Genomic DNA, 26,990 nt, shown 5'->3' with positions numbered 1-26,990 from the left:
ATATTCAAAGACTTATTCATCTGCTAAATTGATATAGATGCTTCTGCATCTATATCCCTATAACGAATATATGAGTAGATGTATGGAATTTGCTTTTGAGCCTTGGCACTGGTTTGTATTGGGCGTTCTGTTAATCCTATCAGAGCTGATTCTGCCTGCTTTTGCCGCATTGTGGTTCGGTATTGCGGCCATTATGGTCGGTATTCTGTACTGGATGTTCCCCATGATGGGCGTTACCACGCAGTTTGTGACGTGGATTATTTTGTCGATTTTATGCACTTTACTTTGGTTTAAGTTTATTAAACCGCTTTCGACTGACAAAACCAAAGCAGGACTGTCTCGCGAAGCAACCATCGGTCAAATTGGCATGGTGATTCAAGCCAGCCCTGAAAATGAACACATTCGCGTTCGCTTTCCCATTCCAGTACTCGGTTCAGATGAATGGAACTGTCGTACTTTAGATAAAGTCCAAGTCGGTGACCGAGTGCGTGTCGTTGAAATACTGGGCAATGATTTAATGGTCAAAGCACACCTCTCAACCAACGAAAATAGATAAAAGTGAGTTAAGCATATGTCTGGTGGATTTATTGTCGTTTTAGCAATTTTGGCTTTTGCCGCTGTCACCATTTTTAAAGGTGTCCGTATTGTTCCACAAGGTTATAAATGGATCGTGCAACGTCTGGGTAAATACCACACCACGTTGAATCCAGGTCTCAACTTTGTGATTCCTTATGTCGATGAAGTGGCTTATAAAGTGACGACCAAAGACATTGTATTAGACATTCCCTCTCAAGAAGTGATTACCCGCGATAATGCCGTTTTGCTCATGAATGCAGTGGCCTACATCAATATCACTGCACCTGTAAATGCAGTGTATGGGATTGAAAACTATACATGGGCCATTCAAAACTTAGTGCAAACATCACTACGTTCTATTGTCGGTGAAATGGATTTGGATGATGCATTATCATCGCGCGATCACATCAAAGCTAAGCTTAAAGCGGCTATTTCTGATGACATCTCGGACTGGGGCATTACTTTAAAAACCGTTGAAATCCAAGATATTCAACCGTCGCAAACCATGCAATCTGCAATGGAAGCTCAAGCGGCGGCTGAGCGTCAACGTCGTGCGACTGTGACCAAAGCAGACGGTGAAAAACAAGCAGCGATTTTAGAAGCTGATGGTCGTTTAGAAGCGTCTCGTCGTGATGCAGAAGCACAAGTGGTCTTAGCAGAGTCTTCTCAGCGTGCCATTGAAATGGTCACTTCGGCTGTGGGCGACAAGGAAATTCCTGTGGCTTACTTGTTGGGCGAACAATATGTCAAAGCGATGCAAGACATGTCTAAATCGAACAATGCTAAAACAGTGGTGTTGCCAGCCGATATTTTAAGTACCATCCGTGGTGTTATGGGACGTAAAGACATCTAACTGATGCTTGATTTGATTGAATGAGGACAGCTTTCGAGCTGTCTTTTTTATTGTGGTTGAGGAAAAACTCAAGCCTCTAAGAAACAAGCATTAAAAAAAGAGGACAGGCTATGTCCTCTTTTTTAATCTAAACACTGAAACTTAGCTTTGGCGAGCCAATAAAAACTGTGAAATCTGATTAAGTTCTGCTGCCGCATCCATTGGGAAATAAGCCAGAGCGGCAAAGGCTTGATCATGCAAAGTTTTGGCATAGTCTTGTGCAGACTCAAGTCCCATCAAAGCTGGATAAGTCGATTTTTCGACTTGCTCATCCTTCCCTGCGGTTTTACCCAGTACATCTGTATTTGAAATGATATCTAAAATATCGTCTTGCACCTGAAAAGCCAAACCAATTGCCTGTGCATATTCGCGTAACTTTGGAATCGCTTGATCGCAACCGTCAAATACAGTCACCGCGGCCATCATCACCGCAGCAGAAATCAATGCACCCGTTTTATTTCGATGGATATTTTCAAGTGCAGTCTGATCGACACGTTTACCTTCGGCTTGCAGGTCAAGGACTTGGCCACACACCATTTTAGAGCTCGCTGTCGCTAAAATTTGCATCTGCTTCAGTACAATACCTTGATCAACCACTGGGCCAGCATCAAACAGACGGCTACCTAAAATTTCAAATGCCATGGACTGTAAGATATCGCCCGCAAGCAAAGCCGTATCTTCACCATAAGCCACATGACAGGTCGGCTGACCACGACGCAAAAGATCATTGTCCATACAAGGCAAATCATCATGTGCCAAGGAATAACAATGAATCAGTTCCACAGCTACAGCGGCGCGGCGCACGGCAGCTGCATTATTGTTTGGATTTAAATGTGCCGTGGCATAGCACAGCGCAGGACGCACACGTTTTCCACCTAACATGACCGCATGATGCACGGCACTCTTTAACGGTTCCGGAATTGAAAAAGCATCAAGTGCAGTCAATAAATCATCGTGAATACGTTGTTGAGCCTGTTGAAGTGCATTTGCTGATACGTCGGTTAGTGCTGACACATTCGCCTCGAATAACAATAGGATAAATTAATCTGGTACTCAGTTTGCCTGAGCCGATCATTTGAAATGATCTGTTGGCATGATACTGCTTTCTGCCCGCTTTCTCTATGCCGAAAGCACAAACAAGGCACAGTATTCTATTAATTTTTGCAGACGAGGTGATAAGAATGACTTTTCTACTATTTCAAGCAACCATTACACAAGCAATCAAGCTCTAAAATTCACTGCTCATGGTCTTAGTTATTTTTAGCCTTCTTATCACAGACCTAGAGTTGACATAAAAAAGCCTCTACAGAGAGAGGCTTTTACATAGCACTACTCCAAGCTTTCCGCTGGAATACGCACCCAACCTTCCATCAACACGCGAGCACTACGACTCATGACAGCTTTTTTCACTACCCACTGACCCTTTTCTTGTATCGCTTGCGCTCCCACACGTAAGGTCCCTGAAGGATGACCAAAACGAACGGCTTCACGTGCTCCACCTCCCGCGGCCAAATTGACCAAGGTTCCAGGTATCGCTGCTGCGGTACCAATGGCAACAGCCGCTGTACCCATCATCGCATGGTGTAATTTACCCATAGAAAGTGCACGAACCAATAAATCGGTGTCTTGCTCTGTAATGGTTTTACCACTCGACGAGACATATTGTTTTGGCTTAGAAACAAAAGCAATTTTAGGCGTGTGTTGACGACTGGCAGCTTCAGAAATGTCTTGAATCAGCCCCATCTGTTTTGCACCATAGGCACGAATGGTTTCAAAACGCGCTAAAGCTTTAGCATCGCCATTAATTGCGTCTTGTAATTCACTCCCCGTGTAGCCAATGTCTTCTGCATTTAAGAAAATGGTCGGAATACCTGCATTGATAAACGTTGCTTGAAAGCAACCAATCTCTGGAACCTCTAAAGTGTCAACCAAATTCCCTGTTGGGAACATTGCACCCCCATCTTCACCATCATCGGCTGGATCTAAAAATTCAATTTGCACTTCTGCAGCTGGGAACGTCACGCCATCCAGTTCAAAATCACCTGTTTCTTGAACTTGGCCCTGCGTAATAGGTACGTGTGCAATAATGGTTTTTTGAATATTCACCTGCCAAATGCGGACTGTGCAGATGCCATTTTCGGGAATACGTGCAGCATCGACCAAACCATTTGAAATCGCAAATGAGCCTACAGCAGCCGTTAAGTTGCCACAGTTTCCGCTCCAGTCGACAAAAGGCTGATCAATCGACACTTGCCCAAATAAATAGTCGACATCATGTTCGGGCTGTTGGCTCTTCGCTAAAATCACCGTTTTACTGGTACTCGATGTTGCACCACCCATACCATCAATCTGCTTTGCATAAGGATCCGGGCTACCAATTACACGGAGCAATAACTGATCTCGAACGCGTCCAGCCTGTTGCGCAGCTTCTGGGAGATCATCTAATTTAAAGAATACGCCCTTACTGGTCCCTCCACGCATATACGTTGCTGGAATTTTGATTTGCGGTGCAAAACTCATTTTTATTGAATCCTTCATATTTATCATTGTGTTAAGTCAAAAGATCTGATTTAACTTAGGATCATCATACCTTTTTTCCCTATGCCTACGTAAAATACAGACTTAAGTCTAAAAAAACATCATTTGTGAACGTCCGGTTTCCAAATAAAATTCCCAATTTGATAATTTAAATAAAATTAATATATTGATTCGTATGTTTTTTATTTACAATTCATTACACATTATTTTTCATATGAATAATAACTTTTTTTCATGAATTTTGAGCTACTATGCGATTTCTTCACGATCTATTACAATCGGAAACACTTATCCATTGTCGGGCTGAAATAACTTGAATAAAGAGTCGTCTCAACTTCAGCGTGGCTTAAAGAACCGTCATATTCAATTGATTGCCATGGGCGGCGCAATTGGTACTGGCTTATTTTTAGGTTCCGCACATGTGATTGAATCTGCTGGCCCATCCATTATTTTGGGCTATGCAATTGGCGGTTTAATTGCATTTCTAATCATGCGTCAACTCGGGGAAATGATCGTTGAGGAACCTGTAGCTGGTTCTTTTAGTCATTTTGCAAACAAATACTGGGGCAAATTTGCAGGCTTTTTAGCTGGTTGGAACTACTGGATTCTATATGTTCTGGTGGCCATGACCGAGCTTACCGCTGTTGCGAAGTATATCAACTACTGGTGGCCCCATATTCCTGCATGGGCATCTGTTCTCACCTTCTTTGTGATCATTACCTTAGTCAATTTAGGTAATGTGAAATTTTATGGTGAATCAGAGTTCTGGCTAGCTATTATCAAAGTCACGGCTGTCGTCGCCATGATTGTTTTTGGTCTTTATCTTTTGGCTACGGCAGGTACAGATTCTACGGCTTCATTCAGCAACCTTTGGTCACATGGTGGTTTCTTCCCGCATGGTGTTGAAGGTCTATTCTATATGCTTGCCTTCCTCATGTTTGCCTTTGGCGGTATTGAATTGATTGGTATGGCTGCAGCAGAAGCTGATAATCCACAAAAATCAATTCCTAAAGCAATCAACCAAGTGGTATTTCGTATCCTCATTTTCTATGTGGGTTCATTGACCATTTTGTTATCGCTTGTACCTTGGAATGAATTGCAACTTGGCGGCTTAGATAAGAGCCCATTTGTAATGATCTTCAGTCAATTAGGTATTGGTTGGGCTGCGCATTTACTGAATTTTATTATCTTGACTGCAGCACTTTCTGTATATAACAGCGGTATGTATGCTAACAGCCGCATGCTGTTTGGTTTAGCACAGCAAGGCAATGCACCTAAAATATTCAGTAAAACCAATAAGCAAGGTGTGCCAATTCCGGCAGTCTTGTTCTCTGCATTGCTCATTTTCGGTTGTGTACTGTTGAATTATTTTGCGCCAGAAGATGCTCTCAGCAACTTAATTTATATTGTTGTTGGCGCTTTGGTATTGAACTGGGCCATGATCAGCTTAACTCATCTTCAATTTATGAAGGCCATGAAAAGCGAAGCGAAAAAACCATTATTTCCTGCACTTTGGTCGCCTTTCAGTAACTACCTTGTTCTTGCATTTATTGCTGTAGTGCTTTACATCATGTGGACTCAAGGTTTAAGCGGCGCTGTGATAATGATTCCAATCTGGATCGTATTAATGTTCGTTCTATACAAAATTTTGTATAGAAAAGCATAAAATATTCATTTTTAAATAGTTATTGTTTCGGCAATAACTATTTTTTTTGATTAAAATCAGCTACATTAACCGCACTTTTGCGCTCTTAGCTTAACTGGATAGAGCAGTTGCCTCCTAAGCGACCGACGTGGGTTCGAGTCCCGCAGAGCGCACCATTTTAAGGTCTATGGTCAGCCACCATAGTCCATAAAGCATAGTGAAATCAATTGATCTGGCGGGTTTTATATCGTTTAATAGTCCATGATAGTCCACCATAACCCAGTATTTTTCACGGTATCTTTTACGGTATGAGTGAAGATACCGCAAAAGTGATACCGCAAAAATGCCTAAAACCGTTGTGCCACTTACCGATGCAAAGATAAAAAGAGCTAAATCAGAAGATAAGCCAACCAAACTATCAGATGGCTATGGCTTGTATCTTTATATTGACAAGAACCAACAGAAATTTTGGCGTTTTGATTATTCCAGACCATTCACTAAAAAAAGAAATACTTTAAGTTTTGGGCCATATCCTGAGGTAAGCCTTGCTGAAGCAAGACAGAAACGTGAAGATGCACGCTCTCTCATAGCACAAGACATCGATCCGCATGAAGAGAAAAAGCGTATCATTCAAGAACACATTTTGTCTGAGAAAAACACCTTTGCGGGTATTGCTGCGGAATGGGTTTCTAAACAAAATTTGGCTGAGTCTACGATTAAAGGTCAAGCTCGTCTGCTTGAAGTTATTAACTCATATATCGGTAAAAAACCGATAGATAAAATTACACCTGTTGAGGTGCTTAATATTTGCCGTTTCTATGAAAAACAAGACAAGCTCGAAACCGCAAAAAAAGTAAAAGTAAAATGCGGTCAAATCTTTAGATATGGAGTTGCCACTGGTCGTTGTGAGCGTGATGTTACTCAAGACCTAAGAGGCGCATTGAAAGCACCTCAGGTAAAGCATTTATCCGCGCTTACAGAAGTATTTGACTTTGCTCAGTTGCTTTATGATATTGATTTCTACGAAGGAACTTTTATTACAAAGACTGCGATAAGAATCGCACCTCTCGTATTTGTTCGTCCGGGCGAATTACGTCATGCAAAATGGGCTGATATAGATTTAGATCTAGGCACTTGGTCCTACACACCACCAAAGACTCGCAGTAAAACTGGTGTTCAGCATATTGTCCCACTATCTAAACAAGTTGTTGAAGCGTTAATCGATCTGCAACCCATCACAAGATGCAGTGAATTCGTTTTCCCTGCGATTACCACGCAGTTAAAGCCAATGTCTGAAAATACCATCAACCAAGCGCTCAGGAGAATGGGTTATACATCTGAGCAGGTATGTGGACATGGTTTTCGTGCATCCGCTCGAACAATACTTGAAGAAGTCTTGGGCTACCCTATTGAGATTATTGAACAACAGCTTGCGCACAAAGTTAAAGATATGCATGGTCGTGCTTATAATCGAACTAAACACTTGGATAAGCGTAGAAAAATGATGCAACACTGGTCTGATTATTGCGATGAAATCAAAAATAATTACTCTAAATCTCGCGAAGTTAAAAGCCGTGAAATTATGTAAACCACATTTTTACGGCCCTACGGAATAAGATTGTAAATCCACTCCAACTACGACTATTCTTCCTCTTTTAAGCTTTTTACACCATTAACAGATGTTTTAAAACCAACGCTCTTATCAATATTATGCGCGCATTGCTCAACAATCCAATCTCCAGCAATACCCTCTCTAAAATTCACAAGTGTTATTGGCATTTCTGCCGAAATTTGAGGATTACCTGGTAAATTTAAACTTAACTTTTCCTCATCACGGCGCGCTTGATCAAGTGATGCTTGGGCAGCTGCGTATGCACTTTTCTCATCTTGATAAGTATGTCTTAATCTTTTAACTGGCTCACCATCACCAACTTTCACCTCATGCTTTTTAGCGCCCTTTTTATCATGCCAATAAGCAATCACAGTACCCGCGCTATCACTTGTACTTGATGTCATTTCCCAGTCGCTAACTTCTTCTTTTGCTAACGTCAGAGTCGGTAAATCAATATCACCACGCTTCACAAAAAGCAGTTTCCCGCCTGCGGGTTTGCAAACAGCATCATAGCGTTTGGCAATACGTAGTAAAAAGTTTAAATCTGATTCATCCGACTGGTCAAAATGAGGAAGCTTTAGAGCCGACACCGATTTACTCACAATAGGCTCTAGACCATGCTCTCTTGCGATCTTCGTCACGACAGCAGAGATCGTCGTACCTTTCGGCCATGAGCGTGTTTTTTGCGAAGATAACGATGTCATTCCGCTTTTACTTGTCAATTGAGGTACAGCACGACCACGGATCACCATTTTTTCAGGTGGTCCAGATAACGAAACTTCACTAACAATAAAAAGCCCCATATCAACCATTGCTAAGTCGTATCCCATAGAGATTCTTAACTCAGCCCCTTTTTTGGGTAACTCAATAGGGCGAATAGGATCATCAATTAAAGATATTTCACAAGTATCTGATTCATAGCCCGTGCCATCAGTAATAGAGATATATTCATACAAATCTGAAATGATGCTGGTGATATCAGTTTCATTCGCAATGACAGAGAAGCAAGGTTTTAATCCCATAATTTCACCTTCTGCTTTTCAGTTGATTGTGTTACTTCAGGCAGCTCAATCAAAACACCCGCAGGTAAAATTGCTGGATAATCTGTAATACCAAAATTCGCTTCAATGATGTTTTCCACGACTTTGTTGTTCGTGTTTCCATAATAGCGATAAGCGATTTCATCTAAAGTATCACCATCTTTCGTTGAATATTGAGCCATTTATATACCTATTGCATTCATTAGTGTGCCAAGTAAACCTAAGCGCTCAGGACTATCAGAGTATTTACGCATATTCACTGTAAATTCTTGCCGGCGAGGAACACCAAAAGCAGCAAACCTAGTCTGGCCTTCTGTAATGCTATTGATGACCCAATAACCTAAAATTCTACCTGTACCACTCACAAGTAATTGAGGTTGTCCTGTTGCAGCCAATGCTCTTAGGTCGTCAATTTGCCCCGTACCACCTTTAAACTCAGGGTAAACTACGCCTGTTAATGAAATTGCATCTTCACCCGGTCCTAAATACTGTAAGTTATCCCAACCGCCAAAAACCGCTTGTTCTCCCCACTTATAATTTGTGGTTCGATTCAGTTCTTGATATGCAGCTGTATAAATACAAAACCTAAATGTTCCCAACTTCATCATTGAGAGGAATGTACCAAAAATTTGACCGTCCATTATTGTGCATACCCCGCATCGATCATTGAGCCACGTTGGGCAACGGCATTCGCACTCTTCAGTTTTTGCATCACCAAATTGGCAATTTCATTTGGATTTTGTCCTGGTGCGGCGGTCACAGTGAAAGACTGTGTAATGTGTTGCTGTGGTGCAATACTCTTAGTATTTGCACCACGAATCTGAGGAGCTGGCCCAGCAGTACGATATGGCACGGCGCGAGATGCTTGAGGCTTCTTCTGCTCGGATGCTCCCAAACCAAAAGTACTTTTAACCGAACCAAAAAAACTTCCAACACTGGACGCCTTATTTGCCAGATCCGCGACTTGGCCAATCACCCCACCAATATGTTTATGAATCCACTCAAGTACACCCATAAGCGCTTTTGCAGGTGCCAAAGCAATGTTGATTGCTCCACCAACAATCTTGCCAAAGGATTCACCCGCACTTGTAGCATTTCTTAACTGTTCATCCGTGGCCTTTGTTGGCGCTATAAGCTTCATAAACCAGTCATAGACAATCCCAATACCATTACCAATCATTTGAATTACTGGCTCTAGCCAAGACATCGATTTATATAAATCTGTAAAAGATGCAATAACAGGTTCAAGTCCTTGTTTTAATCCAGTCCAAAAACCACTAAAGAACGCTTTGATGCGATCCCAATATTTGTAGATCAAAACACCTGCTGCGACAGCTGCTGCAGCAGCTATCCCCCACGGCGTGCGTAAAAGAATAAAACCAACCTGCTTAACTATTGGAACAACCATACCGAATGCGGATTTCAATAAACCTACTGGATTAAGTAAAGCTGTAAATACTCTCCCTGTAATACCACCAGAAGCAGACAATTTTACAAATTCACTAGATAAAGATAAAAATGGTGATTTAATAGCAAGGATTGCTAGACGAGCCGCTAATAAGCCAACTTTAAATGCACCTAGCGCTACAACTGTGGTCACTATAAATTTAGTTAGCTTAGGGTGCTCTTTAGACCAATCTGCAAATACAGAAACGACATTTCCAACACTTGCCATAATTGAATTTACTGCAGGTAAAAGAACACTTCCAATATTGACAGCTAATTCCGAACCTCGGTTTTTAAATGTTTGCCACTGCGCCTCTGTTGTCTCCATTCGAGCCTTAAATTCTCGACTCATACTTCCACTTGCATCGCTACTTGTAGAAAGGCGCAATTGTTTTTCTAACTCGGCCCTATTCTCCATTAATTTAGAGACTGTATCCCAATGTTCAGCACCAAATAAAGTTGTAACAGCATCAATCTGTGATGTTTGACCATCCTTAGCAATTTTAGGAAGCTTCTTGATCTTATCCATTACTTCAAAAATAGTGCCGATTGCATCAGTTTGCATTCCACGACCCAATTGACCAGTCGTCAAGCCTAATTCTTCAACCATCGCTCTAAATGGTTTTGATTGTGTATTTGCAGCACCAAGTTTTGAGAACACGGCATTAATTGCTGTTGCTGAAGTTTCAGCTTTTTCACCAAGTGTAAGCAATGTTGAACCCAAGGCAGCTGTATGCTTGTCTGATATTTTAACCATGGACGCTGTACCACCCACGCGTTGCATAAAATCAATAATATCTTTACCGGATGCAATCGCTTTATCATCAAGATAGTTAATGGTATCGGCTAAATCATCAATATTCTTGATTGGGATTTTATACATATTGGCAATCTTACCCATGTCTTGAGCAAGTTGATCAACCGGCAATTCAAATGCTGTCCCCATCTCAGCAACAACTTTTGTAAATTCAATTACATCTTTTTTGGCCACACCCATTTTTAATGATTCAGCAACCATAAGAGCGATTTCATTTGTGGCAATTGGTAGTTCTCGTCCAAGCAATTGAACTTCTTTCTGCATATTAAAAAAGTCTTTGGTTAGCTTCCCGCTTTCATCCCGCGCACCATCTAATTGTTTTGCGATGCCAAGCATTGCTGTTTCAAACTTAGCAGCCATCACAATAGGCGCACCGAATGAAACTGCAGTTGCAACAGTAGATCCGATTTGACTTGTGAGCTCATGAAGCTTTTGTTGATTTTCAACTCTTGATGCTTCGACTTTTGTTAATTTTTCTTGTGCACGCGTTAAGCGCTTCAATTCATCAGTAACACCAGAGTACCGTGCACGTAAATTATCAACATTTTTACCCATGCTTCCGAATGTGCGAATAGATTCGCCTAGCATAGATTGCTGTTTTTTAACGCGCTGAATTTCAGACCCAATTTTACCGAGCTGTGATGTGGTACTTCCTATCGCAGTGCGTAAAGAGCCTGCAACTTCACCACCAATCGTGATGATGGCATTTAATTTCTTATTTGACATTGCATCTGACACAATTAAACCAATGTGCCATTTTGTTATTTTTAATGCCTTTTATTCATTATTCACTTATGCAAAGAAAAACCTCCCGAAGGAGGTTTGTGTTTTATTTGCGCTTGTAATCTAATGCCATGCGTTCTGCGGGGTTTAGATGCCATTGATAGTAATCCATCCGATCACGCTGCTTCTTCAACTCGTCTTTATCTATGAAATGAAAAGCAAACATTGCACCATCCTGAAAGTGGTCATGCACCGCGCCAGCCATGTGCGGGCTAATAGTGCGAATAGCCTCACCAAACTCACGCCACCACTCACGAACCCAAAGCATGTGCCAAGCTAACCCTTGCACTGATTGATCGTAGTGTCGATCTACCGCAATCAAGTCTTGTTTTGGCTCAACAATCTTAGCCTTTAACTCCATTGTTTCTAAATAATGCACTGCTTCAGGAAAATGAATAGCTAAAAGTTCCGCATAACGTGGGATTTTAAAGTGTCGATTATGGCGACTCCACATTTCAGCATAAATCTTACGCTCACCTTTAGATCGACGATCTACAATCTCATGTAATAAAGCCTGTTGCTCAGGTGAAATGGATTTTCTATCGCTAATCTGCCATTGCATAACCATAGCATCGTAAGCACGAATAACCATTAAATGGAATTTTGCGGAGATCCACATTGCGTATGCGTAAACCATTTCCTTAACCGCGTACGTACCACGATTATTACCACCATTAATTACTTTTACAGCACTTCTCATATTTGAGAAGTGGTTGTTTTCACAAAGGCTTATATCTGAGCATTGCTCAATTTCCTTAATCAACTCCTGTGTTTGTTCAACACGCAAAAAGTTAGAAGGTTTGTGCTTAGCAAGATTACCACTCGCCTTATGCAAATCAGCAAGTGAATATCTACCTTCATCGTCTTGGCGAATAGCAAATTCACCAATGACTAAGGGCTGGTTGTTTGGACTTGAGAAATTTTGTGTTAAATTAGACATAGTTCTAATCCTATTGGTTTGGGTTAAACAACACGAAAGCGCATTTGATTTCTCAGGTCAGGGTGCGCTTTTTTGTTGTCTGCTGTTCGGTCAAATTGACCGAAGTTGATTTCATGCTTTCGCACTCTCTTTTCGTTCTTTTGCTTCAAGCCATTCTTCTATAATCAGATTTAACTGAGCCGTTACTGATCGTTTTTCATTTTTTGCATGAATTTTTACTTTATCCACGTTCTCATGTGGCATGCGGAAATTCATTTGCTTATCGGTTCTCGCCATTTCGAATCTCTGTAATATTACAGTGCTAATGCTAATACGGTGCTAATATTGATGTCAAGCACCGTACTAACATATTCTTACAACCTACAGATAACTTTTGATATTACACAATGGCTAGAACTGACCCGCAATTCAATCTACGAGTACCCGCTGAATTGAAACAACAGGTAGAAGAGGCTGCTAAATTGAGCGGTCGATCAATTAACGCTGAAGCTGTTTATCGCTTAGAGCAAAGTTTTAAAAATATTAATAAATCTCTTGATGATTTGAGTGCTGATGAACTTATATATTTTATTTTCAATAAATTAAACTCAAGAGGACTTCATCTTACGGTAGAAGAAGTCGCACGCATTAAAAAATAATTTAAATATACATCTATTGCTTTTATTCTTTGGAGACACAATGAAAATCATCCTACTTACACTGCTAATAATACTACCCGCTACAACAACCTTTGCCGCAGCGAAAAAATGCAAAGACTTTTCTACTCAACAGCAAGCACAAAATTGGTATGAAGCACGCAAAAAGTCAGGTCAAGCAGGATGGAAAAGCCTAGATCGTGACGGTGATGGTAGAGCCTGTGATTGTCTACCTGGTGGTAATGGTAAAAACTGCCCCACTAAGAAAAAATGATAGCAGATCAAAGCATTTTCTATGATGCTCAAATCTGAGCATCATTTTTACTTCTATTAAAACTATCTAATCTTGCAAAAATCCCCAGTAAACTGAGCACCTTCAAGACAAAAATTTAAAAAAGTCTCACTCCCAAGCCTATTATTAGCTGAGTACTCAGCAAACTTTAGAAAATTAAAATATGTTGTACTCCCATCACTATTAAATTTCATAAGCTCTGGGTAATTGTACTTTAGTGTATAAAGTTCACTATCATGTTTGTTGTTGTATTTATCGACTAGGGTCACATTCTGCATAACATTAAATTGTTTGAGATCGGTAACATTCTCTTTCTTTAATGCATCAATGACCTTCTTAGCATTTTCCGCAGTGTGAACGACTGTTAAATAATCTGTGGAATCATGTGCTTTCAATCGAATATTGATAATTTGATTATTAAAAAATTGAGCGTCTTGAATTTCATCTTCAATTTCATCAAGCGATTCAATAACAGCCTGTATTCGATCAATAGGCGTATTATCTGACACACTCAACTTTACTGATTCTGTAATTTTTTTGATTTTCTCAGCATTATCTGCCGCAACTTGTTCTTGCGTTTTTGGCGTCTCATCAGAGGAACATCCAACCAATACTGCAATTAGAAGTACTAGAATGCAATTATTCAAAGCCCCCATATATAACCCTATTCTTATCAAGTAAAAGTGCCAACATCATAACAAAAAACAATCATATTCAAAAATAAAGGGCCGCATCTCAAATGCCACCCTTTAAGATTTCCAAATTTCAAATGAGGAATTAGAGAAAGCACCCTAAGGTGCTTTATTCTCTTGGCAATCCATCACACCACCAAACCAATCTTGAAATTGGTAATCTCTCAATTTCAGTCAATGACCATGATGTAAATGATGATAGTGCAATTACATGCTGACGAATGTTATTTGCACTTAAGATGTAAAAAGTCGATATGAATCCTGAATGCGACCATAATCACGTAAACCCAAACCTTTAATAAAATCGGGTTCAATTTCGCAAAGATTTGCAAACATCGTAATTTCTTGTTCAGCACTGGACTTACCTTTGCTTTGTAATTCAGCTGTCAGTAAATCTTGTACTGTTGGCTCACGCATATCTACAAATTGAATGCCACCATAAGGACGACTTAATTCAATTGTGTTTTTGCCCTCACCTTCCTTAATATAATCTTTTTCTTGATTTTCCATCTTTTACATTCCTAATGCTGAGCGAATATCTGCAAGCACATCTGTACCGTTAATAATACGAACCATGTTAATCACATCAACTTCATGGATAACCTGACCACCAATCGTTTGCTTGTAATATGTCAAAGACAAGTCATATTTATCTTTAGGTGCTTCACCAGCTTTTGATGTGCCTTGGTTAATTTTGACAATTTTACCCGTCAAATTATGAACCACGGCTGTTACTGTGCCGTCAAATGACTCCATTGCCTCACGTACTGTAAATGAAGTTTGACTACCTTCTTTCACACCAAACAAAGACAAGACATCACGGTCATGCGCATTCAAAGTAAAGTCAGCAACTAACTTTTCCATCCCCATTGTGATATCAATCGGGGCATCCATACCACCAGCGCGGTATTCTTCAGTTTGTAAAGACAATTCAGGCATATTGGCTTCATCTGTATTACCAGCATAGCCACGACCATCAACAAATAAATTAAAATTCTTACGAATATCCTTTGCTACACCCATCTCAAATACTCCTTAAGAAAAAATCTCTTTGATATAGTCATTAACCAAGTGAGAACGGAAAATAATATGCTCGGCTGGATACACTGGCGTAAAGTCAAAATCGAAATAGATTTTCCCTTGTGCGATTTGATCTGCTGAATTTAGATCAGGGTCTGCCCAACAAGAACCACCCAAAATAGCACCGATGTTTGTGAGGTAACGCAAGTAAGCATTCACACCCTCAATCACATCATCTACATAAGTTTTTGTAATGCCACGATCTACAGCCCAAAGGTGTGCAGCTTTTAATGATTCATCAATCATATCTGCTGTACGTACAACACATAAGAATGCCCATTTTGAATCACTTGAAAGTGTGCGGTTGCCCCAAAGACGATAACCCTGCTGACGAATAATTGTTGTGATATTTTTTTCATTGAGCAAATTAGCACGACAATTCGCGTCGCCCATTGCAAAATCAATTGCACGAGCAGTACCAACAATACCGTTAATTTCTTGGTTAGACGGAGACCACCACCAACCACGATCATTATCTGATTTAGCAATCAGACCCGCAACACAACCACTTGCCCATTCTTGTGAAGTTTCACCGTCAACTGATTTCAAAACCTTAGGATCGACCAAAAATACACGCTTAGAACCAAAGTCTTTCGAGTATGCAATTGCATCTGCATCATTGGTATTTGGTCCATCGGCAACAATGACTGCTGTTAAACGCTCTGCAATACCAATCAATTCCGCAACAACTGGATTTGATGTAGCTGGTGTTTCACCGACTGCTTCTGTACGCGTATGTGTAAAACCAGGTGCAATTAGAATTTTAGGGACAAAGCCCGTGATGTTTTCAGATGCTAAGAATGCATGCACACCTTCATATGTACCAGTGTTTGCATCAACACCACCAATTACATTTGCTAATGTAGCTGGTGCTGTTTCCTCTTCATTAATACGCACAACAATAACCACGGCGCCAATTTGATCAAAAATTGAATCAAGCGCTTGTGGCAATGTTCCTTCTGCACCAAGCTTAGCTGCAAGCGTGCGTGACCCCGCAATTAAAACAGGTTTGTTCAGTGGAAAAATTAAAGGATCAGCTTCTGGTGCAGACCCGATCAAACCAATAGTGGAACTACGTACAGTTGTAATGGGACGTTCACCACCATCTGCCGTGGCGTTTTGAATCCCATGTAAAAATAAATCGCTCATTAACCGCAATCTCAGTTGAAGATTTTAGTCAATTTTTACGCTTTAAGCAGAGCTTTTCATTATTCACAATTGTGACTTAAAAAGTCACACACAATTCCCAAAACTCATCAATTTCTAAATCAGTTTTACCTAACATGTCACGCATAACATCAATGCTGGGGTCTGTGCGAACAAAATTCGTTGCTTCTTTAAAGCCGATCATCGTTAATTCACGTGTGTATTCATCTTCAATGAGCATGATTTGAGCTTCAATATCAGATGATTTATAGCCATATTCAAGCATGCCACGCATAAATTGATAGCGTGTTAGTTTAGGATATTGTGAACGTTTCAATTCAAGCTGTTCTTGCTCTGTCATATATTTTTCAGGAAAAAGATGGCGATCAATTTCAGCAATAGTCATTGCCGTAAATTCGTCTGTCACATGATCTAGTTGATCAACCAAAAATTCATAAATACGCCCATCTTTTTTATAAAAATGTCTCATAATTCGATCTCACTCCAAAATCTAAAACCACTTGAACCAACTGTGCCATATTCAGCTTGTGGAGGAACTATCGCGTATAGAGTTTTAAACTGACTATCCTCATTTGAACCTGTCGCATATCCCCATTGCACATTATCTACATTTAATTGCATTGCACTTGATTGATTAGACTTACCAATCGCAACAAATTTTGATCGAGGACCTGTATTTTTATAAATCGTATTAATTGCTCTGCTTGCAGAAACATCGACTCCATTTTTTCCTACAGAAGTCCAAATCAAACCTAAATGTGATGGTGTAATGACCTTAGAAGTATCTAAGCTAGCTTGTACTTCCTGATCTGTGGCAATTTGTACAATGCCTTTTTGAATAGTTGATGCATCAGTTAAATCGCTAGCTTCTAATTTTCCATCTTGTAACTCTTTGACAGTTTTTGCTGAAGCGACTTTTGTTGAATCGTTGGTTGTTAAGTTGTCTACGATTTCACTGCGCTTAATATAATTATCATCAATCCATGCCTGTGTTGCATAGATTAAAGACTCATCCAATGTCAATTCAATAACAGAACCATCAGTTACATTTTGAGTAAAACGAAGTCGATATTCACTGACACCACTAGGGTCAGCTACCTTTTCAAATGGTGCATGTGAACCATGTGAAATCAACTTTCCATTGGCAATAATGCCCATTTCACGAATTGTAAAGCCACCAACCCCAGATGGAATAATCGTTTCAATAACAAGCCAATTGGAATTTGTTACATGTCGTTCATACTTAGTAACAGCTTGACGGTGAACTTCACGAACTAAAGATGTTCGTGCCTTATTTGGCGTTGGTACTGAACCGTTACCATCACCAAAAGCAATATGAGTGATATTCAACTTTGTATTTGTGGCGATAGCATTTGCTATTTCAGCATCGCCTAAATTAGTTGTGACATTATAATACTCAGGCATTATGACCTCGGCTCACTTATATACGTTAATGCTGTTTGATGCACAATAAGGTTGCGTATCGTTAAAATTGGGTTAATTGTTACGGTAAGGTTTGCTAAATGCCGTGATGCTGCTTTTGATTCCGAAACTAAGCGATTAATTTCAGCGTATGTTTCTGCATTTAAACTTTTGCCAATGACGTTTAGCTCTAAATTAAAAGTGCCCTGCACTAAATTAGGTACCGCTTTAAACCACTCAATTAAGTTCACTTCATAACCAAAGGGTTCTAGTGCACGTTTAATTGCTGCTGGCGTGCCTTTTAAACGATGTAAAGCTCGTGATTCTTTAATGACTTTACGTTTTAACGCTTCTTGCCAGTTCTCATCCCAATAGTCGACTGACTTTTGCCATGCGATAAATGGTAAAAACTGCGCTGGTACCTGATCGATATCTTTGATGATACGAATTGATGGTAAATCAAAAGCATCTTTACCTGCTTCAGCAAATTTTCTTTCTAAGTCTGTGGAATTTGGAGGAAGTAAACTTGTCAAATCACACCTCCAACCGTAATACTTTTTGTGGTGCAATATGGATGGTGATAATTATCCATTACCAAATCTGCTGTCGGTGAAATAATTTGTACTCGCTCAATCCCATCTACATGCAATGCAGCATAAATTGCAGATAGGTAAATACTTTCACCGTTTTTTTGAGCATTTTTAATGTATTTATCTAATCGAATATTTGCAGCTTCAAGAAGCAAAACATCTTCAGCATTTTTACCCACATATAAAACTGCTTCAATTTGGTAATTTGTGGCCAAACTAGATTTTACTGTTGGTCTATCACAGATAGGACGCACATGATCAGGATCTAATGCAGCTTGAACAATTGAAACCAACTCTTCTGATGCTTGCCCATTGATACTATCAACCTGTGTAATCACAACATCTAATAAATATGGATTCTCAGGCTCTGATCGGACTTTAATACCATCTACTCGACCATCTGCCGATAATGTGAAATAACGGTACGCATTTGCAGATCCAGCCGTATTCATACCATCAAAGGACAAAATACAACGCTCACGCAATCGCTCATCAGATTCATACACAGCTTCAACTGGTGGTATTGCTGTGTTATCAGCAGGCGTGACGACTAAGCGTGTTAGCCCGTATTCTGTTAAAGCCAAATGATCTAAATCTGATTTTTCCGCATAAGCAAGCAATAAAGATCTAGCGTCAGCATTGCATTTTGCTTGATACAGCATTTCCAGATATGCATTTTCTTGCAGTAACTTCACTACTGGTTCAGATTCACGTTGCAATAACTCTCGTACTGCTTGCTGTTCAGATGCATCATATAGAGATATGAAGCTTTCTTTTCTTTTTGTGAAAATAGCTTCGTAGCTTAATTCTGTGATTAAGCTAGGCGGTAAAAGCTGTGAAAAATCGACTGTACTCATTTGCCCACCACAATCCCATCCAATTGAACAGTTTTTCCATCAAGTTTGTATTTACCAGTAATTCTTAGAACAATCTGTCCTACTACTGCGCTCGTTACATCTACAGCACTAACCACCAGACGATCTTCCCACTTCATTAATGCTTCAGCTGTTTCTGCAACAATATCAACCACTGTGCTTCTGTTAATTGGTGCATCAATTAACTCAAATAATCGAGAGCCATAATCACGGCGCATCACACGCGAACCAATCGGAGTATTTAAAATGTCTGCTATGGACTGTTTTAAATGCTCCAATCCTGTTAATTCACGACCCGTTTCAGCATTCATACCCATTAGTTCACCGCCCCAGTATTACCACTGCCAGTTTGAACACCTTTATGTGAATGGTCTTTACCAATGCTTTTACCTTTATGTGTTACATCAGAACCATTAAATTCGGCTAAACCATTTACAACCAATTCGCCATTAATCACAACCTTGCCACCCGAAGAGGAAAGATCGATATTTAATGTATGACTCGCCTTGTTGTATTCGACCACAGTCCCATCTGTATAAATATGCTTTGGGTTTTCACTATCACCAGCATTCGGAAAGGCGTCTTGAGATATCGCAAATGCAATAACACCTTGCGATAAATCACCCGATGGAGATAACACCAAAACTTGCTCGCCTTTGGTATAACCACCATTCCATGAACGATCTGCTCCAGCACGTGATTTAGCCCACTCAAGACCCGATACCAACTCACCATCAAAATTTACTGTTGCAGTACCAGCGGCTAAATCAACGCTATCTACACGACCTATCTTTATAAGGTTTGCAAGGATGCGATCCATCTGTGCTAATGCATAACTCATGGCAGTATCTCCTGATAAGCACTTGAATGAGCGCTACCAATTTCAGGCGACCAACCAAACCATGCTGTAGGCGTCACACCTCCAGATTTCCAAATACTTTCACCAATATGAATAGGTATGGAAAAATCCACACGCCAAACATCAAACCGATCAAGTCCTGGGTAAAATGCATCTTCGGTCACATCTAAAAGAGTTAATGGACCTGTTTTTAATTCATGAAAATGTTTGTTTTTAAAAAGGTATTGAGCGAGTTTTAAGGCAAGTGCTCTTACCTTTAATTTTGCAAAAGTTGGATTGTCTTGTTCTTTTTCCATTGCATCAATAACAACGCGCGCTTCAATGCGAGCAAACATAGGCAATTGCTCTGTACCTGCATCTTCTTCCAGATTCAATTCAAAGTCAGGAACCTCAAGCAACAATGCTGGTAAATTTTCTTTTTTTAATGGCGAGCGTTCATTTTCACTTCGATAAAATTCAATCAACTTAAAATCATCTTTAAATTGATCTGAAAGTTTTTTTACAATGTTCTCATGCATTGCAACGATGTCTGTGCCTTCTATCGCATCTGCCATTTCAATTCATGCTCCAAAACTTTAAAAAATTGCTCTTGGTACCCATTAGAAAAAGCCTGTCCATCTAAATACGAGTCTGCTTTTTCTTTAATTTCTAACGTTTGCTTTTCAAGTGGCAAACGCCCTTTTCCTTGTCTTTTAAAAACTTGACCTTTAGCAATAAAAGCACCGTCTCGCTTATGTTTGCCAGCAGTTACGCCACGTTTAGTTTCACGTGCATTTAAATGAATCAATGATATTTCGTTTAAGCCATACCAAAGATTGATTGTCCAACCTGTACTTGTTTTTAGAATCGTCGTCTTACGCATTCTTCTGCGTAAAACCTTCTGCATAACTTGAAGCTCTGCACTCAAACCTTTTACAGTTCTCGTTTGAATCCACTTGGCCATCTTATTTAAAGTACGGCTTAATGCAGCATTAACTTGTTTTTCTGTAGGCTCTAACTCGGCAATAATTGATTCAATGCCTTGAGCACTAATATCAAGAGAAATCATGCATTCACTTCAAGTTTAAGAATGGACATTCCAGTACCGTCTTGCTGTGGATATGTCATCACGTGAAATTTGCGACCGTCGGGAAGTAACAAGTCATCACCACGCGCCACACCTTTCACATCACTTGATTTACATGTAAAGCGTGGCTGAGCATCGTCAACTTCATATTCGCCAAGCTGAGCATTTAGATATGGCTCATCAAATATGCCTGTTACCGGCTTATCATCAGACCCATCCGCAAACTGAATCGTTGCGGTAATAGCAAAGCCACCTACCGCATCAGTTTGTAGGAAAACGTCTAAATTTTCCCAACTCGGCGAAGTCATTATTCGTCTTCCGCAGCTGCTTGAATCGCTTCGATTAACGCATCCTTGGTAAGCGATGCATCAAGTTCAATTTCATATTCATGCAGTGCAAATTCAACCAATTGAGCTTTTGTCATTTTAGCCAAATCAATCTCTTCATCCCCCTCTTGGGTGAAATCAGTTGCTTCAACCAATACGCCACGACCACGCGCCAATAAATCTTTTGCAAGATCTTGATCAACTTCAACTTCAGCGCCTGCAACACGAATTTCACCATCAATTGCAACAGCGGAAGTTAAAGCGATAACTACAGTTAGTTTCTTAACCATTTTTATATGCCTATATAAAGTCTAAAGACAGGTTAGAAACCAGCATTAAGCTGGTTTCTTGCCATAGCAAATTGATGCAGTATTGCGAAGAATGAAATCAACGTCTTGGAAGCCAACAATGCGCACGCCACCTTTAGCACTTGATGAATACGGATCGACAGTAATATCAAGACCACCCCAAAGTGCGATGATTAAGTCGGCAAAGTTACCGAAGAACACATCACCATTGGCAATTTGATTGGTTACTTCTGTGCGGTAGCCGTTCATTGTATTGCCTGCTTCCCAGATTGTACTTTCTGTACCAGATCCAAAACGCGCTGTTGTTTTTGCATGACCGCGCATTGCTGCGTTAATCACATATGCCATACGGTCTGCTTCTGCATTATCAGATGCAATTTCAGACTCCATTTTCACCAATTCAGCAAAAGTAGGATTATCCGCAGCAAAATTCACGGCGTTAATGCCTGAAATGTTTTTAAGTCCTAGTGGCTGATTTGCAGACCCTGAACCGTAATAAGCAGCATGGTCAATTTTCAATGCGATTGACCGGTTTAAATCATTCCAAACCAAATCTTCTGCTGCTGGAGAGCTTTGCTGTAAAAGCTTACGTGTAATCTCAACACGGCCACCAACTGTTTTAGGAGATGCTTTTAATTGTGAAGTGGTAGGATTTGAAGCGCCAACCTCTTCATCTTCACCCAACCAATATGCTGTTGAGCCAGCGGTTTGTTTTGGAATATCAACATCACCTACCAAACCACCCATCACATAACCAAGACCCATGATTGATGTACGGTTACGAAGCATGTCAATAAACATGTCTGCACGATGGTCTTCAGCAACAATGCTTGCGCCAGAGCTTGAAGTACCGCCCTTTTCAAATGCACGATTTAATACATCACTTGGCACCAAAATACCTTGTGCAGTACGGCCATACGCTTTTTCAGCTTCACGGCTACATTCCATTTCAAAAGCAGCTGCTTCTTTATCTGCTTGTGTTGCATTTGGAAGTAATGCACGAATTGCGCGGACCAAGCTAAAACGCTGAACTTCCGAATCAGACAAGCCAAGGTTACTATCACGCGTTTGTTCGCGTAACGGTTTGCTTTGTTTTTTATGGGTTCGTTCTAAAATTGCAGCTTGCAAATCTGTTGCTGTTTTATTTTCATCAATAAATTGACGAACCAAGTCACCCGCACCAAAACGCTCACCTAAAGCAATAATATCGCTTACACGTTTGCGCTCTGCTTGCGCGCCTTGCTCTGCTGTATCATCAACAGCGCGAACCAATTCGATTGCACCAAAACGCTTACCTTCTGCGTCTACTTGTTGACGTACTTGGTTGCCCTTTTCGTCAGTAAAATATTCCCAATTCATAATGTGTGTTCTCTGTTGATGAGGAATTTGAGTATTGTTTATTTTTTCATTTTGCAAATTCGCAGGTGTGTTTTCATTATTCACAATTGCAGAACGCCCCACCCCTACTGTGATATCCGCAGGTACAGATACAAGTGAAATCTCATAAGGCTCCCAATCTGTAATGAGATAGACATCATTATCATCACGTGTTTCTTTTAACTTGGCACCGAGTACGCGATAACCCACAGATACATGCTTACGAATACCATCTTTAACATCTTGAAAAATCTCTTCTGCATGTGCTGAGCGCCCAAAACGAACTACCGCACGACCCTTACGATCTGCATCAATGCGCACAGATTCAACAACACCTACCTGATCATCCCAATCATGATTCAGCAACAAAGAACCACCAATAATGCGGTCCATACGCATAGCGCCAGCACTATGATCTAGTACCTCAAAACCAAACCAACGCTGAACCTCCACTTCACTTGAAAATGAAAGCTCTACAGTGCGCTTTTCTTCATCAATTGAAGCGCGCTCAAAAGTAAAAGAACGCGTTAATGCCTCCTTGTTAAATTCAGGCAACACAGTGTTTGAAGCATCACGTGTAAAATAGGTACCAGCCAAAGCCATCGCTAAATTGATACGGTTAATTTTCATTTACATACCTTCCTTTGGACGACCTACCGCCCCTGTTTGTTTGCGCCCCATGCTGGCAAGCACCATTTCTTCTGCGGTTTCAGCAGAAAAACCTTGATTAATGTATTCGTCTTTCATTGTTTTTAAATCACGCGCGGATTCTGCCCACACGGTTTGCGGATCTTTACCTTGTTCGCGAATTACAGAGCCTGGTGAAGTCAGCATGTTATTTTTTGCTTTTTCAGCGGCTGCTACTTCGCTTGATGGATCGATCCACGTCCAACGACGTGCTTGCCAAGAAACCTTGCTTAATCGGTCAAGCTCCAATGCCTGATATGAAGAACCATTTTTTTTCTTAATATGGCCTTTCAATAGCGAATATTTGAGCCATTCAAAAAATACAGGCTCAATCAGTGTTTCAATTAGCCATTGTTGTAGTTCTTTCCAGTGTTCGCGCTCATCCAATGTGCCCTGACGAATACTTGAGAAGTTGACGTTTTCCAAATCTGAAGCAAGGTTGTTATATAAAACCCCCATACCTGCCGCCATCGATCTAAGCATTGCTTTGTGAAATGGTAGAAATTCACCTGTTGGATAATTTGGCGACCACTCTTTTAACTCTGCCCCCTCGGGTAGCATCGGAAATTCACCCGCTTGCGATTCAATTTGAATCTCATCGTCTTCTTCAAATTTAGGACCGAAACCCTCACGCCACTGAATAAAACCCATTTTGTTAGCGGAAACACGTGCATTCACAATAGCTGAGTCTTCAAATTCTGAAATTTGATGTAATCGGAATAAGCTTGTAGAAGTCCAAGGCAAGCCACGCTTTTGCCCAACCATGTCTTCTAAAAATCCATGAATTACATCAGAAGCTTCTACACGAGTGTAATTGTTAGTCGCTGTTCGATAGTAAACATCATCACCATCTGTAGCATTAAAGTAATATGCGATTGGCTTGCCATAAGTATTAAACTCAATGCCTTGGCGAATAAATCTGCCATTTTTCAACTTAGCGTTGTAATCAATTGGACAACGTTGTGCATCAATCAGCTGTAACGAAAACCCCCACGGCCCAGCGTCACCACCGCGAACGATCCGTGCAAAAAATTCACCATCCTTGGCAGCCGAAACCACACAAGTACGCTGAATAGAGCGCCATGTTTTCTTTGATTGGATGTCGCAGTTTTCTTTTTTCGACCACTCAGACCAAGCAAACTCAAGCGCATCATTGGCTTGTGCATCAAGTTTACCTGCGGAGTTTTTAACTTGTGCTTGAAGTGTCACACCAGTAGGGCCAACAATATTTTGGTGCACCATGCGAACATAGTTTTTCGCATAGTCATTGTTTGAGCATTGCTCACGACTACGTGCCACTAAAATTCTTTGATTTCGCTCAACAACAACATCAGCACTGATTGGCATAGATGGCCATTTGCTATTTAAGCGACTTGAAACAGCGGCTTTAAAAGAGCGAACCATATTTCGATATAGTTTTTTGGGCTTGTTCACAGTTACGTCATTCAATTCTGTAACGTGTGGAGTTCTGATTTGGTCTTCTTTCTTTATTAATCCAAACATGGCTTACCCCAAACGCACACGTAATGTTTTACCGAACATGCTTTTGCCGGATAGCTTTGCTTCTTCACGGCTCACTTCTGCTCGATACTGATCACGTAGTTTCTTTAAAGTTTCTAGTGGTGTTCGATATAATTCACGGTTGTTAATTCTGTATCGTTCTTGGTCAAGAGATGCACGCCCTTCAATAGTTGCCTCAATTGCATCTAATGTTTTACGTGCATGACTTCTTAAATCTTGGCTTGTAGATATCGCTGCCAAGTCTGCTTTAATCTCAACAGCGCCAGCTTCAAGCTCGTCCACCTCACCTGTTTCAGTATGAATTGCTCGAAGTGAATAGCCGTAATGCCCCGCTTTGTATTCTTTAGTAACCAAAGCTGAAATATTGAAAATATGCATATTGCCCTGTGGCTCTGCCTGCATATCAATTGCATGAGCACCACGTAAATAGGCGTGAATTGTCCAATCGGAGGCAGGGTAAGCGGTCAAATTCAAACTAAATTTAAACGTAGTACCTGCTTTGATTTGGTTTGGAAATTGCTGACCACTCATGTATTTTTAACCAAAAATGCGTGTTTTCTTGGTCTTATCATTATTTTTTAGGCGTTTTTTTTCATTATTCACAATTGCAAAAAAAGCACCCTTTCGGATGCTTGTAAAAATTTAAACTTCTTCTTGAACTTCCGAGAGCCCCAATTCACTCAATGCGGCTTGCCAGTTCTCTTGACTATTTCCATCTAACATCAATCGTTCATACAAATGCTCAAGTGCAGGTGATAACTCAGCAGGGATAATCTGTGCTCTCAATTCATCATCACTGAATACGGCATAATCTTCAGGCTTCCACCATGAATTACAACCCCAATATATGCCATCTTCACCTTGCAATTTTACAGAGAGATTGTTAGACCCGCATCCGTACAGTTCTGCAATCTGATTAATCGCGTCTTTGTGGGCATCAGGAATGATATTTACAACGCTTAAATTAAACACTTAACGTCACCCCTGTATTTTTAGCAATAGCTTTCTCTAGTGCAATGGTTTCACTATCTGTCGTTAAACGTCCGATACCAATTAAGCTGTATATATGTCCGTTGAAAGGGAGTGAAGTTCCTGCGCGTCTGCCGATATAGAGTGGATGATTTCCGAAAGTACCCCCACTTTGGTTAGCAGTGTTCATACCTTCTAAGTCCCCGTCAATAAATTGCTTTACAAATGGGGCTGCTCTATCAGCAACACCTCGAACCACGTTGCTAATCGGTGATTGGTAGTTTGCTGAAGATTCAGCAGCAATATTATAGTTAGTACCAGTAGAGCCGAAAGTCCAGTATGGCCCTGTTGCGTTGATACTACCACCATACAGCCTAAACCCTCCCGGACTTGAGGAAGTTGTGCCCAGTTCAAGCACAACTTTTGCAAGTTCATTCAACTTTCGCACAGCAGCAATCACAGTCACTTTATCTGTGCCTGTAAAATCAATGCTATTCGTCTGCAAGAAGTCATCAACACCATCAAACTCTAAATAATTAGCACCTGTTACAGCGTTTTGACGAAGAATAGGACGCGCTGCTGATACAGTTTGGTAGGCGTGATTATTACGTCCTGACTTATCCAAAATCAAACCCACAGGCTGCCCCACAGCCGTAACCGGCACAGTCCCTGCTGCATCCTGAAACATAGTAGTTAGATCATTCGGGTCATAAGCAAAGCCTTGTTCATTGTTGGCGAATAGTTTGCGAATTAGTGAGTGTATGGTTTCATTAACAAAAATGGCAGCTTTACCAGTTTTAGGCTCAATAGCTGCTCTTGAATTGACGATAGCCAT

At 40.5% G+C, this 26,990-nt stretch carries 33 protein-coding genes and 1 tRNA gene; 7 read left to right on the top strand and 27 right to left on the bottom strand.

The window, feature by feature from the left end; all coding sequences use genetic code 11:
- Nucleotides 1-82: 82 nt before the first annotated feature.
- Together AC4CVD_RS04350 and AC4CVD_RS04345 are read left to right on the top strand one after the other, a co-directional pair.
- Nucleotides 83-556, top strand: coding sequence for an NfeD family protein (locus tag AC4CVD_RS04350; RefSeq protein WP_005399969.1), 474 nt, complete (start codon nt 83-85; stop codon nt 554-556).
- A gap of 15 nt (nt 557-571) precedes the next feature.
- Nucleotides 572-1,429 (top strand): SPFH domain-containing protein, encoded by an 858-nt coding sequence (locus AC4CVD_RS04345; protein WP_005399970.1) that lies wholly within the window; start codon nt 572-574, stop codon nt 1,427-1,429.
- Nucleotides 1,430-1,570: 141 nt separating this feature from the next.
- On the opposite strand, the gene AC4CVD_RS04340 is transcribed toward AC4CVD_RS04345, so the two are convergent.
- Nucleotides 1,571-2,482 (bottom strand): polyprenyl synthetase family protein, encoded by a 912-nt coding sequence (locus tag AC4CVD_RS04340; RefSeq protein ID WP_005399971.1) that lies wholly within the window; start codon nt 2,480-2,482, stop codon nt 1,571-1,573.
- A gap of 315 nt (nt 2,483-2,797) precedes the next feature.
- On the bottom strand, nt 2,798-3,988 hold the full coding sequence (gene prpF, locus AC4CVD_RS04335; protein WP_490747938.1) for a 2-methylaconitate cis-trans isomerase PrpF: 1,191 nt from the start codon (nt 3,986-3,988) through the stop codon (nt 2,798-2,800).
- 331 nt (nt 3,989-4,319) lie between these two features.
- Between prpF and AC4CVD_RS04330 the strand changes: the two genes are divergently transcribed.
- The 3 genes from AC4CVD_RS04330 (at nt 4,320) to AC4CVD_RS04320 (ending at nt 7,239) form a co-directional block, all read left to right on the top strand.
- Complete coding sequence (locus AC4CVD_RS04330; protein WP_005399973.1) at nt 4,320-5,672, top strand: amino acid permease; 1,353 nt, start codon at nt 4,320-4,322, stop codon at nt 5,670-5,672.
- Between the two features lie 79 nt (nt 5,673-5,751).
- Nucleotides 5,752-5,827: transfer RNA gene (locus AC4CVD_RS04325), tRNA-Arg, on the top strand.
- Between the two features lie 167 nt (nt 5,828-5,994).
- Nucleotides 5,995-7,239, top strand: coding sequence for a tyrosine-type recombinase/integrase (locus AC4CVD_RS04320; RefSeq protein WP_490752149.1), 1,245 nt, complete (start codon nt 5,995-5,997; stop codon nt 7,237-7,239).
- Between the two features lie 53 nt (nt 7,240-7,292).
- Here the strand turns inward: AC4CVD_RS04320 and AC4CVD_RS04315 are convergent, their stop codons facing one another.
- The 6 genes from AC4CVD_RS04315 to AC4CVD_RS04290 form a co-directional block, all read right to left on the bottom strand.
- Nucleotides 7,293-8,285: a phage late control D family protein gene (locus tag AC4CVD_RS04315; protein ID WP_490752147.1), complete on the bottom strand. Its 993-nt coding sequence runs from the start codon at nt 8,283-8,285 to the stop codon at nt 7,293-7,295.
- Complete coding sequence (locus AC4CVD_RS04310; protein WP_119064391.1) at nt 8,276-8,485, bottom strand: tail protein X; 210 nt, start codon at nt 8,483-8,485, stop codon at nt 8,276-8,278. Before AC4CVD_RS04310 ends, AC4CVD_RS04315 begins: the two co-directional genes overlap by 10 nt.
- The gene (locus AC4CVD_RS04305) at nt 8,486-8,944 is read right to left on the bottom strand and encodes a phage tail protein (protein ID WP_490752145.1); all 459 of its coding nucleotides are present in this window, start codon (nt 8,942-8,944) and stop codon (nt 8,486-8,488) included. It abuts the gene before it with no gap.
- The gene (locus tag AC4CVD_RS04300; protein ID WP_490752143.1) at nt 8,944-11,304 is read right to left on the bottom strand and encodes a phage tail tape measure protein; all 2,361 of its coding nucleotides are present in this window, start codon (nt 11,302-11,304) and stop codon (nt 8,944-8,946) included. The genes AC4CVD_RS04305 and AC4CVD_RS04300 overlap by 1 nt, the downstream gene beginning before the upstream one ends.
- Nucleotides 11,305-11,395: 91 nt before the next feature.
- Nucleotides 11,396-12,289, bottom strand: coding sequence for a KilA-N domain-containing protein (locus AC4CVD_RS04295; RefSeq protein WP_428871822.1), 894 nt, complete (start codon nt 12,287-12,289; stop codon nt 11,396-11,398).
- Nucleotides 12,290-12,400: 111 nt separating this feature from the next.
- On the bottom strand, nt 12,401-12,565 hold the full coding sequence (locus AC4CVD_RS04290; RefSeq protein WP_428871823.1) for an Arc family DNA-binding protein: 165 nt from the start codon (nt 12,563-12,565) through the stop codon (nt 12,401-12,403).
- A 110-nt stretch (nt 12,566-12,675) separates the two neighbouring features.
- Here AC4CVD_RS04290 and AC4CVD_RS04285 point away from each other — a divergent pair, with 110 nt between their 5' ends.
- A complete protein-coding gene (locus tag AC4CVD_RS04285) occupies nt 12,676-12,927 on the top strand; it encodes an Arc family DNA-binding protein (protein ID WP_428871825.1) in 252 nt (83 codons plus the stop codon).
- 40 nt (nt 12,928-12,967) lie between these two features.
- Complete coding sequence (locus tag AC4CVD_RS04280) at nt 12,968-13,198, top strand: excalibur calcium-binding domain-containing protein (protein ID WP_428871826.1); 231 nt, start codon at nt 12,968-12,970, stop codon at nt 13,196-13,198.
- 62 nt (nt 13,199-13,260) lie between these two features.
- Here AC4CVD_RS04280 and AC4CVD_RS04275 read toward each other — a convergent pair whose 3' ends face one another.
- The 19 genes from AC4CVD_RS04275 to AC4CVD_RS04185 all read right to left on the bottom strand — a co-directional run bounded on the left by AC4CVD_RS04275 (nt 13,261) and on the right by AC4CVD_RS04185 (nt 26,990).
- A complete protein-coding gene (locus AC4CVD_RS04275) occupies nt 13,261-13,872 on the bottom strand; it encodes a hypothetical protein (RefSeq protein WP_428871827.1) in 612 nt (203 codons plus the stop codon).
- 270 nt (nt 13,873-14,142) lie between these two features.
- Nucleotides 14,143-14,418 (bottom strand): phage tail assembly protein, encoded by a 276-nt coding sequence (locus tag AC4CVD_RS04270; RefSeq protein ID WP_348958082.1) that lies wholly within the window; start codon nt 14,416-14,418, stop codon nt 14,143-14,145.
- A gap of 3 nt (nt 14,419-14,421) precedes the next feature.
- On the bottom strand, nt 14,422-14,931 hold the full coding sequence (locus AC4CVD_RS04265) for a phage major tail tube protein (RefSeq protein ID WP_163123752.1): 510 nt from the start codon (nt 14,929-14,931) through the stop codon (nt 14,422-14,424).
- A gap of 12 nt (nt 14,932-14,943) precedes the next feature.
- Nucleotides 14,944-16,137 (bottom strand): phage tail sheath subtilisin-like domain-containing protein, encoded by a 1,194-nt coding sequence (locus AC4CVD_RS04260; RefSeq protein ID WP_490752139.1) that lies wholly within the window; start codon nt 16,135-16,137, stop codon nt 14,944-14,946.
- Nucleotides 16,138-16,213: 76 nt separating this feature from the next.
- Complete coding sequence (locus AC4CVD_RS04255) at nt 16,214-16,624, bottom strand: hypothetical protein (RefSeq protein ID WP_490752137.1); 411 nt, start codon at nt 16,622-16,624, stop codon at nt 16,214-16,216.
- Nucleotides 16,621-17,580, bottom strand: coding sequence for a phage tail protein (locus AC4CVD_RS04250; protein WP_490752135.1), 960 nt, complete (start codon nt 17,578-17,580; stop codon nt 16,621-16,623). The genes AC4CVD_RS04255 and AC4CVD_RS04250 overlap by 4 nt, the downstream gene beginning before the upstream one ends.
- Nucleotides 17,580-18,110, bottom strand: a complete 531-nt coding sequence (locus AC4CVD_RS04245) for a phage tail protein I (protein ID WP_490752133.1) — start codon at nt 18,108-18,110, stop codon at nt 17,580-17,582. Before AC4CVD_RS04245 ends, AC4CVD_RS04250 begins: the two co-directional genes overlap by 1 nt.
- Nucleotides 18,107-19,024 carry a baseplate assembly protein gene (locus AC4CVD_RS04240; protein WP_490752131.1) on the bottom strand — a complete coding sequence of 306 codons (918 nt, stop codon included), beginning with the start codon at nt 19,022-19,024 and terminating at the stop codon, nt 18,107-18,109. Before AC4CVD_RS04240 ends, AC4CVD_RS04245 begins: the two co-directional genes overlap by 4 nt.
- Nucleotides 19,021-19,353: a GPW/gp25 family protein gene (locus AC4CVD_RS04235; RefSeq protein ID WP_250316196.1), complete on the bottom strand. Its 333-nt coding sequence runs from the start codon at nt 19,351-19,353 to the stop codon at nt 19,021-19,023. The genes AC4CVD_RS04240 and AC4CVD_RS04235 overlap by 4 nt, the downstream gene beginning before the upstream one ends.
- 5 nt (nt 19,354-19,358) lie before the next feature.
- Entirely contained in the window at nt 19,359-19,883 is a 525-nt protein-coding gene (locus tag AC4CVD_RS04230) for a phage baseplate assembly protein V (protein WP_490752128.1), read from the bottom strand.
- Nucleotides 19,880-20,455 carry a hypothetical protein gene (locus AC4CVD_RS04225; protein ID WP_490752127.1) on the bottom strand — a complete coding sequence of 192 codons (576 nt, stop codon included), beginning with the start codon at nt 20,453-20,455 and terminating at the stop codon, nt 19,880-19,882. Before AC4CVD_RS04225 ends, AC4CVD_RS04230 begins: the two co-directional genes overlap by 4 nt.
- Nucleotides 20,440-20,949 carry a phage tail protein gene (locus AC4CVD_RS04220; protein WP_119064371.1) on the bottom strand — a complete coding sequence of 170 codons (510 nt, stop codon included), beginning with the start codon at nt 20,947-20,949 and terminating at the stop codon, nt 20,440-20,442. Before AC4CVD_RS04220 ends, AC4CVD_RS04225 begins: the two co-directional genes overlap by 16 nt.
- Nucleotides 20,946-21,275 carry a head-tail joining protein gene (locus tag AC4CVD_RS04215; protein WP_119064369.1) on the bottom strand — a complete coding sequence of 110 codons (330 nt, stop codon included), beginning with the start codon at nt 21,273-21,275 and terminating at the stop codon, nt 20,946-20,948. The genes AC4CVD_RS04220 and AC4CVD_RS04215 overlap by 4 nt, the downstream gene beginning before the upstream one ends.
- Complete coding sequence (locus AC4CVD_RS04210) at nt 21,275-21,583, bottom strand: hypothetical protein (protein WP_279698862.1); 309 nt, start codon at nt 21,581-21,583, stop codon at nt 21,275-21,277. Before AC4CVD_RS04210 ends, AC4CVD_RS04215 begins: the two co-directional genes overlap by 1 nt.
- A 45-nt stretch (nt 21,584-21,628) precedes the next feature.
- Nucleotides 21,629-23,608, bottom strand: a complete 1,980-nt coding sequence (locus AC4CVD_RS04205; RefSeq protein WP_490752124.1) for a phage major capsid protein — start codon at nt 23,606-23,608, stop codon at nt 21,629-21,631.
- Entirely contained in the window at nt 23,609-25,168 is a 1,560-nt protein-coding gene (locus AC4CVD_RS04200; RefSeq protein ID WP_490752122.1) for a phage portal protein, read from the bottom strand.
- A gap of 3 nt (nt 25,169-25,171) precedes the next feature.
- Complete coding sequence (locus AC4CVD_RS04195) at nt 25,172-25,717, bottom strand: hypothetical protein (protein WP_348958063.1); 546 nt, start codon at nt 25,715-25,717, stop codon at nt 25,172-25,174.
- A gap of 111 nt (nt 25,718-25,828) precedes the next feature.
- On the bottom strand, nt 25,829-26,158 hold the full coding sequence (locus AC4CVD_RS04190) for a hypothetical protein (RefSeq protein ID WP_490752120.1): 330 nt from the start codon (nt 26,156-26,158) through the stop codon (nt 25,829-25,831).
- Complete coding sequence (locus AC4CVD_RS04185; protein ID WP_490752118.1) at nt 26,151-26,990, bottom strand: hypothetical protein; 840 nt, start codon at nt 26,988-26,990, stop codon at nt 26,151-26,153. Before AC4CVD_RS04185 ends, AC4CVD_RS04190 begins: the two co-directional genes overlap by 8 nt.

The organism is Acinetobacter sp. LipI_23 (genome assembly GCF_058243045.1).
The sequence above is the reverse complement of the archived record's forward strand: the minus strand, read 5'-3'. Positions and strand labels throughout refer to the sequence as shown.

Bases quoted from the DNA above. Each gene is read 5' to 3' on its own strand.
- AC4CVD_RS04350 (WP_005399969.1), top strand. From the start codon at position 83: ATGGAATTTGCTTTTGAGCCTTGGCACTGGTTTGTATTGGGCGTTCTG.
- AC4CVD_RS04345 (WP_005399970.1), top strand. From the start codon at position 572: ATGTCTGGTGGATTTATTGTCGTTTTAGCAATTTTGGCTTTTGCCGCT.
- prpF (WP_490747938.1), bottom strand. From the start codon at position 3,988: ATGAGTTTTGCACCGCAAATCAAAATTCCAGCAACGTATATGCGTGGA.
- AC4CVD_RS04320 (WP_490752149.1), top strand. From the start codon at position 5,995: ATGCCTAAAACCGTTGTGCCACTTACCGATGCAAAGATAAAAAGAGCT.
- AC4CVD_RS04315 (WP_490752147.1), bottom strand. From the start codon at position 8,285: ATGGGATTAAAACCTTGCTTCTCTGTCATTGCGAATGAAACTGATATC.
- AC4CVD_RS04310 (WP_119064391.1), bottom strand. From the start codon at position 8,485: ATGGCTCAATATTCAACGAAAGATGGTGATACTTTAGATGAAATCGCT.
- AC4CVD_RS04305 (WP_490752145.1), bottom strand. From the start codon at position 8,944: ATGGACGGTCAAATTTTTGGTACATTCCTCTCAATGATGAAGTTGGGA.
- AC4CVD_RS04295 (WP_428871822.1), bottom strand. From the start codon at position 12,289: ATGTCTAATTTAACACAAAATTTCTCAAGTCCAAACAACCAGCCCTTA.
- AC4CVD_RS04290 (WP_428871823.1), bottom strand. From the start codon at position 12,565: ATGGCGAGAACCGATAAGCAAATGAATTTCCGCATGCCACATGAGAAC.
- AC4CVD_RS04285 (WP_428871825.1), top strand. From the start codon at position 12,676: ATGGCTAGAACTGACCCGCAATTCAATCTACGAGTACCCGCTGAATTG.
- AC4CVD_RS04280 (WP_428871826.1), top strand. From the start codon at position 12,968: ATGAAAATCATCCTACTTACACTGCTAATAATACTACCCGCTACAACA.
- AC4CVD_RS04275 (WP_428871827.1), bottom strand. From the start codon at position 13,872: ATGGGGGCTTTGAATAATTGCATTCTAGTACTTCTAATTGCAGTATTG.
- AC4CVD_RS04270 (WP_348958082.1), bottom strand. From the start codon at position 14,418: ATGGAAAATCAAGAAAAAGATTATATTAAGGAAGGTGAGGGCAAAAAC.
- AC4CVD_RS04265 (WP_163123752.1), bottom strand. From the start codon at position 14,931: ATGGGTGTAGCAAAGGATATTCGTAAGAATTTTAATTTATTTGTTGAT.
- AC4CVD_RS04260 (WP_490752139.1), bottom strand. From the start codon at position 16,137: ATGAGCGATTTATTTTTACATGGGATTCAAAACGCCACGGCAGATGGT.
- AC4CVD_RS04255 (WP_490752137.1), bottom strand. From the start codon at position 16,624: ATGAGACATTTTTATAAAAAAGATGGGCGTATTTATGAATTTTTGGTT.
- AC4CVD_RS04250 (WP_490752135.1), bottom strand. From the start codon at position 17,580: ATGCCTGAGTATTATAATGTCACAACTAATTTAGGCGATGCTGAAATA.
- AC4CVD_RS04240 (WP_490752131.1), bottom strand. From the start codon at position 19,024: ATGAGTACAGTCGATTTTTCACAGCTTTTACCGCCTAGCTTAATCACA.
- AC4CVD_RS04235 (WP_250316196.1), bottom strand. From the start codon at position 19,353: ATGAATGCTGAAACGGGTCGTGAATTAACAGGATTGGAGCATTTAAAA.
- AC4CVD_RS04230 (WP_490752128.1), bottom strand. From the start codon at position 19,883: ATGAGTTATGCATTAGCACAGATGGATCGCATCCTTGCAAACCTTATA.
- AC4CVD_RS04225 (WP_490752127.1), bottom strand. From the start codon at position 20,455: ATGGCAGATGCGATAGAAGGCACAGACATCGTTGCAATGCATGAGAAC.
- AC4CVD_RS04220 (WP_119064371.1), bottom strand. From the start codon at position 20,949: ATGATTTCTCTTGATATTAGTGCTCAAGGCATTGAATCAATTATTGCC.
- AC4CVD_RS04215 (WP_119064369.1), bottom strand. From the start codon at position 21,275: ATGACTTCGCCGAGTTGGGAAAATTTAGACGTTTTCCTACAAACTGAT.
- AC4CVD_RS04210 (WP_279698862.1), bottom strand. From the start codon at position 21,583: ATGGTTAAGAAACTAACTGTAGTTATCGCTTTAACTTCCGCTGTTGCA.
- AC4CVD_RS04205 (WP_490752124.1), bottom strand. From the start codon at position 23,608: ATGAAAATTAACCGTATCAATTTAGCGATGGCTTTGGCTGGTACCTAT.
- AC4CVD_RS04200 (WP_490752122.1), bottom strand. From the start codon at position 25,168: ATGTTTGGATTAATAAAGAAAGAAGACCAAATCAGAACTCCACACGTT.
- AC4CVD_RS04195 (WP_348958063.1), bottom strand. From the start codon at position 25,717: ATGAGTGGTCAGCAATTTCCAAACCAAATCAAAGCAGGTACTACGTTT.
- AC4CVD_RS04185 (WP_490752118.1), bottom strand. From the start codon at position 26,990: ATGGCTATCGTCAATTCAAGAGCAGCTATTGAGCCTAAAACTGGTAAA.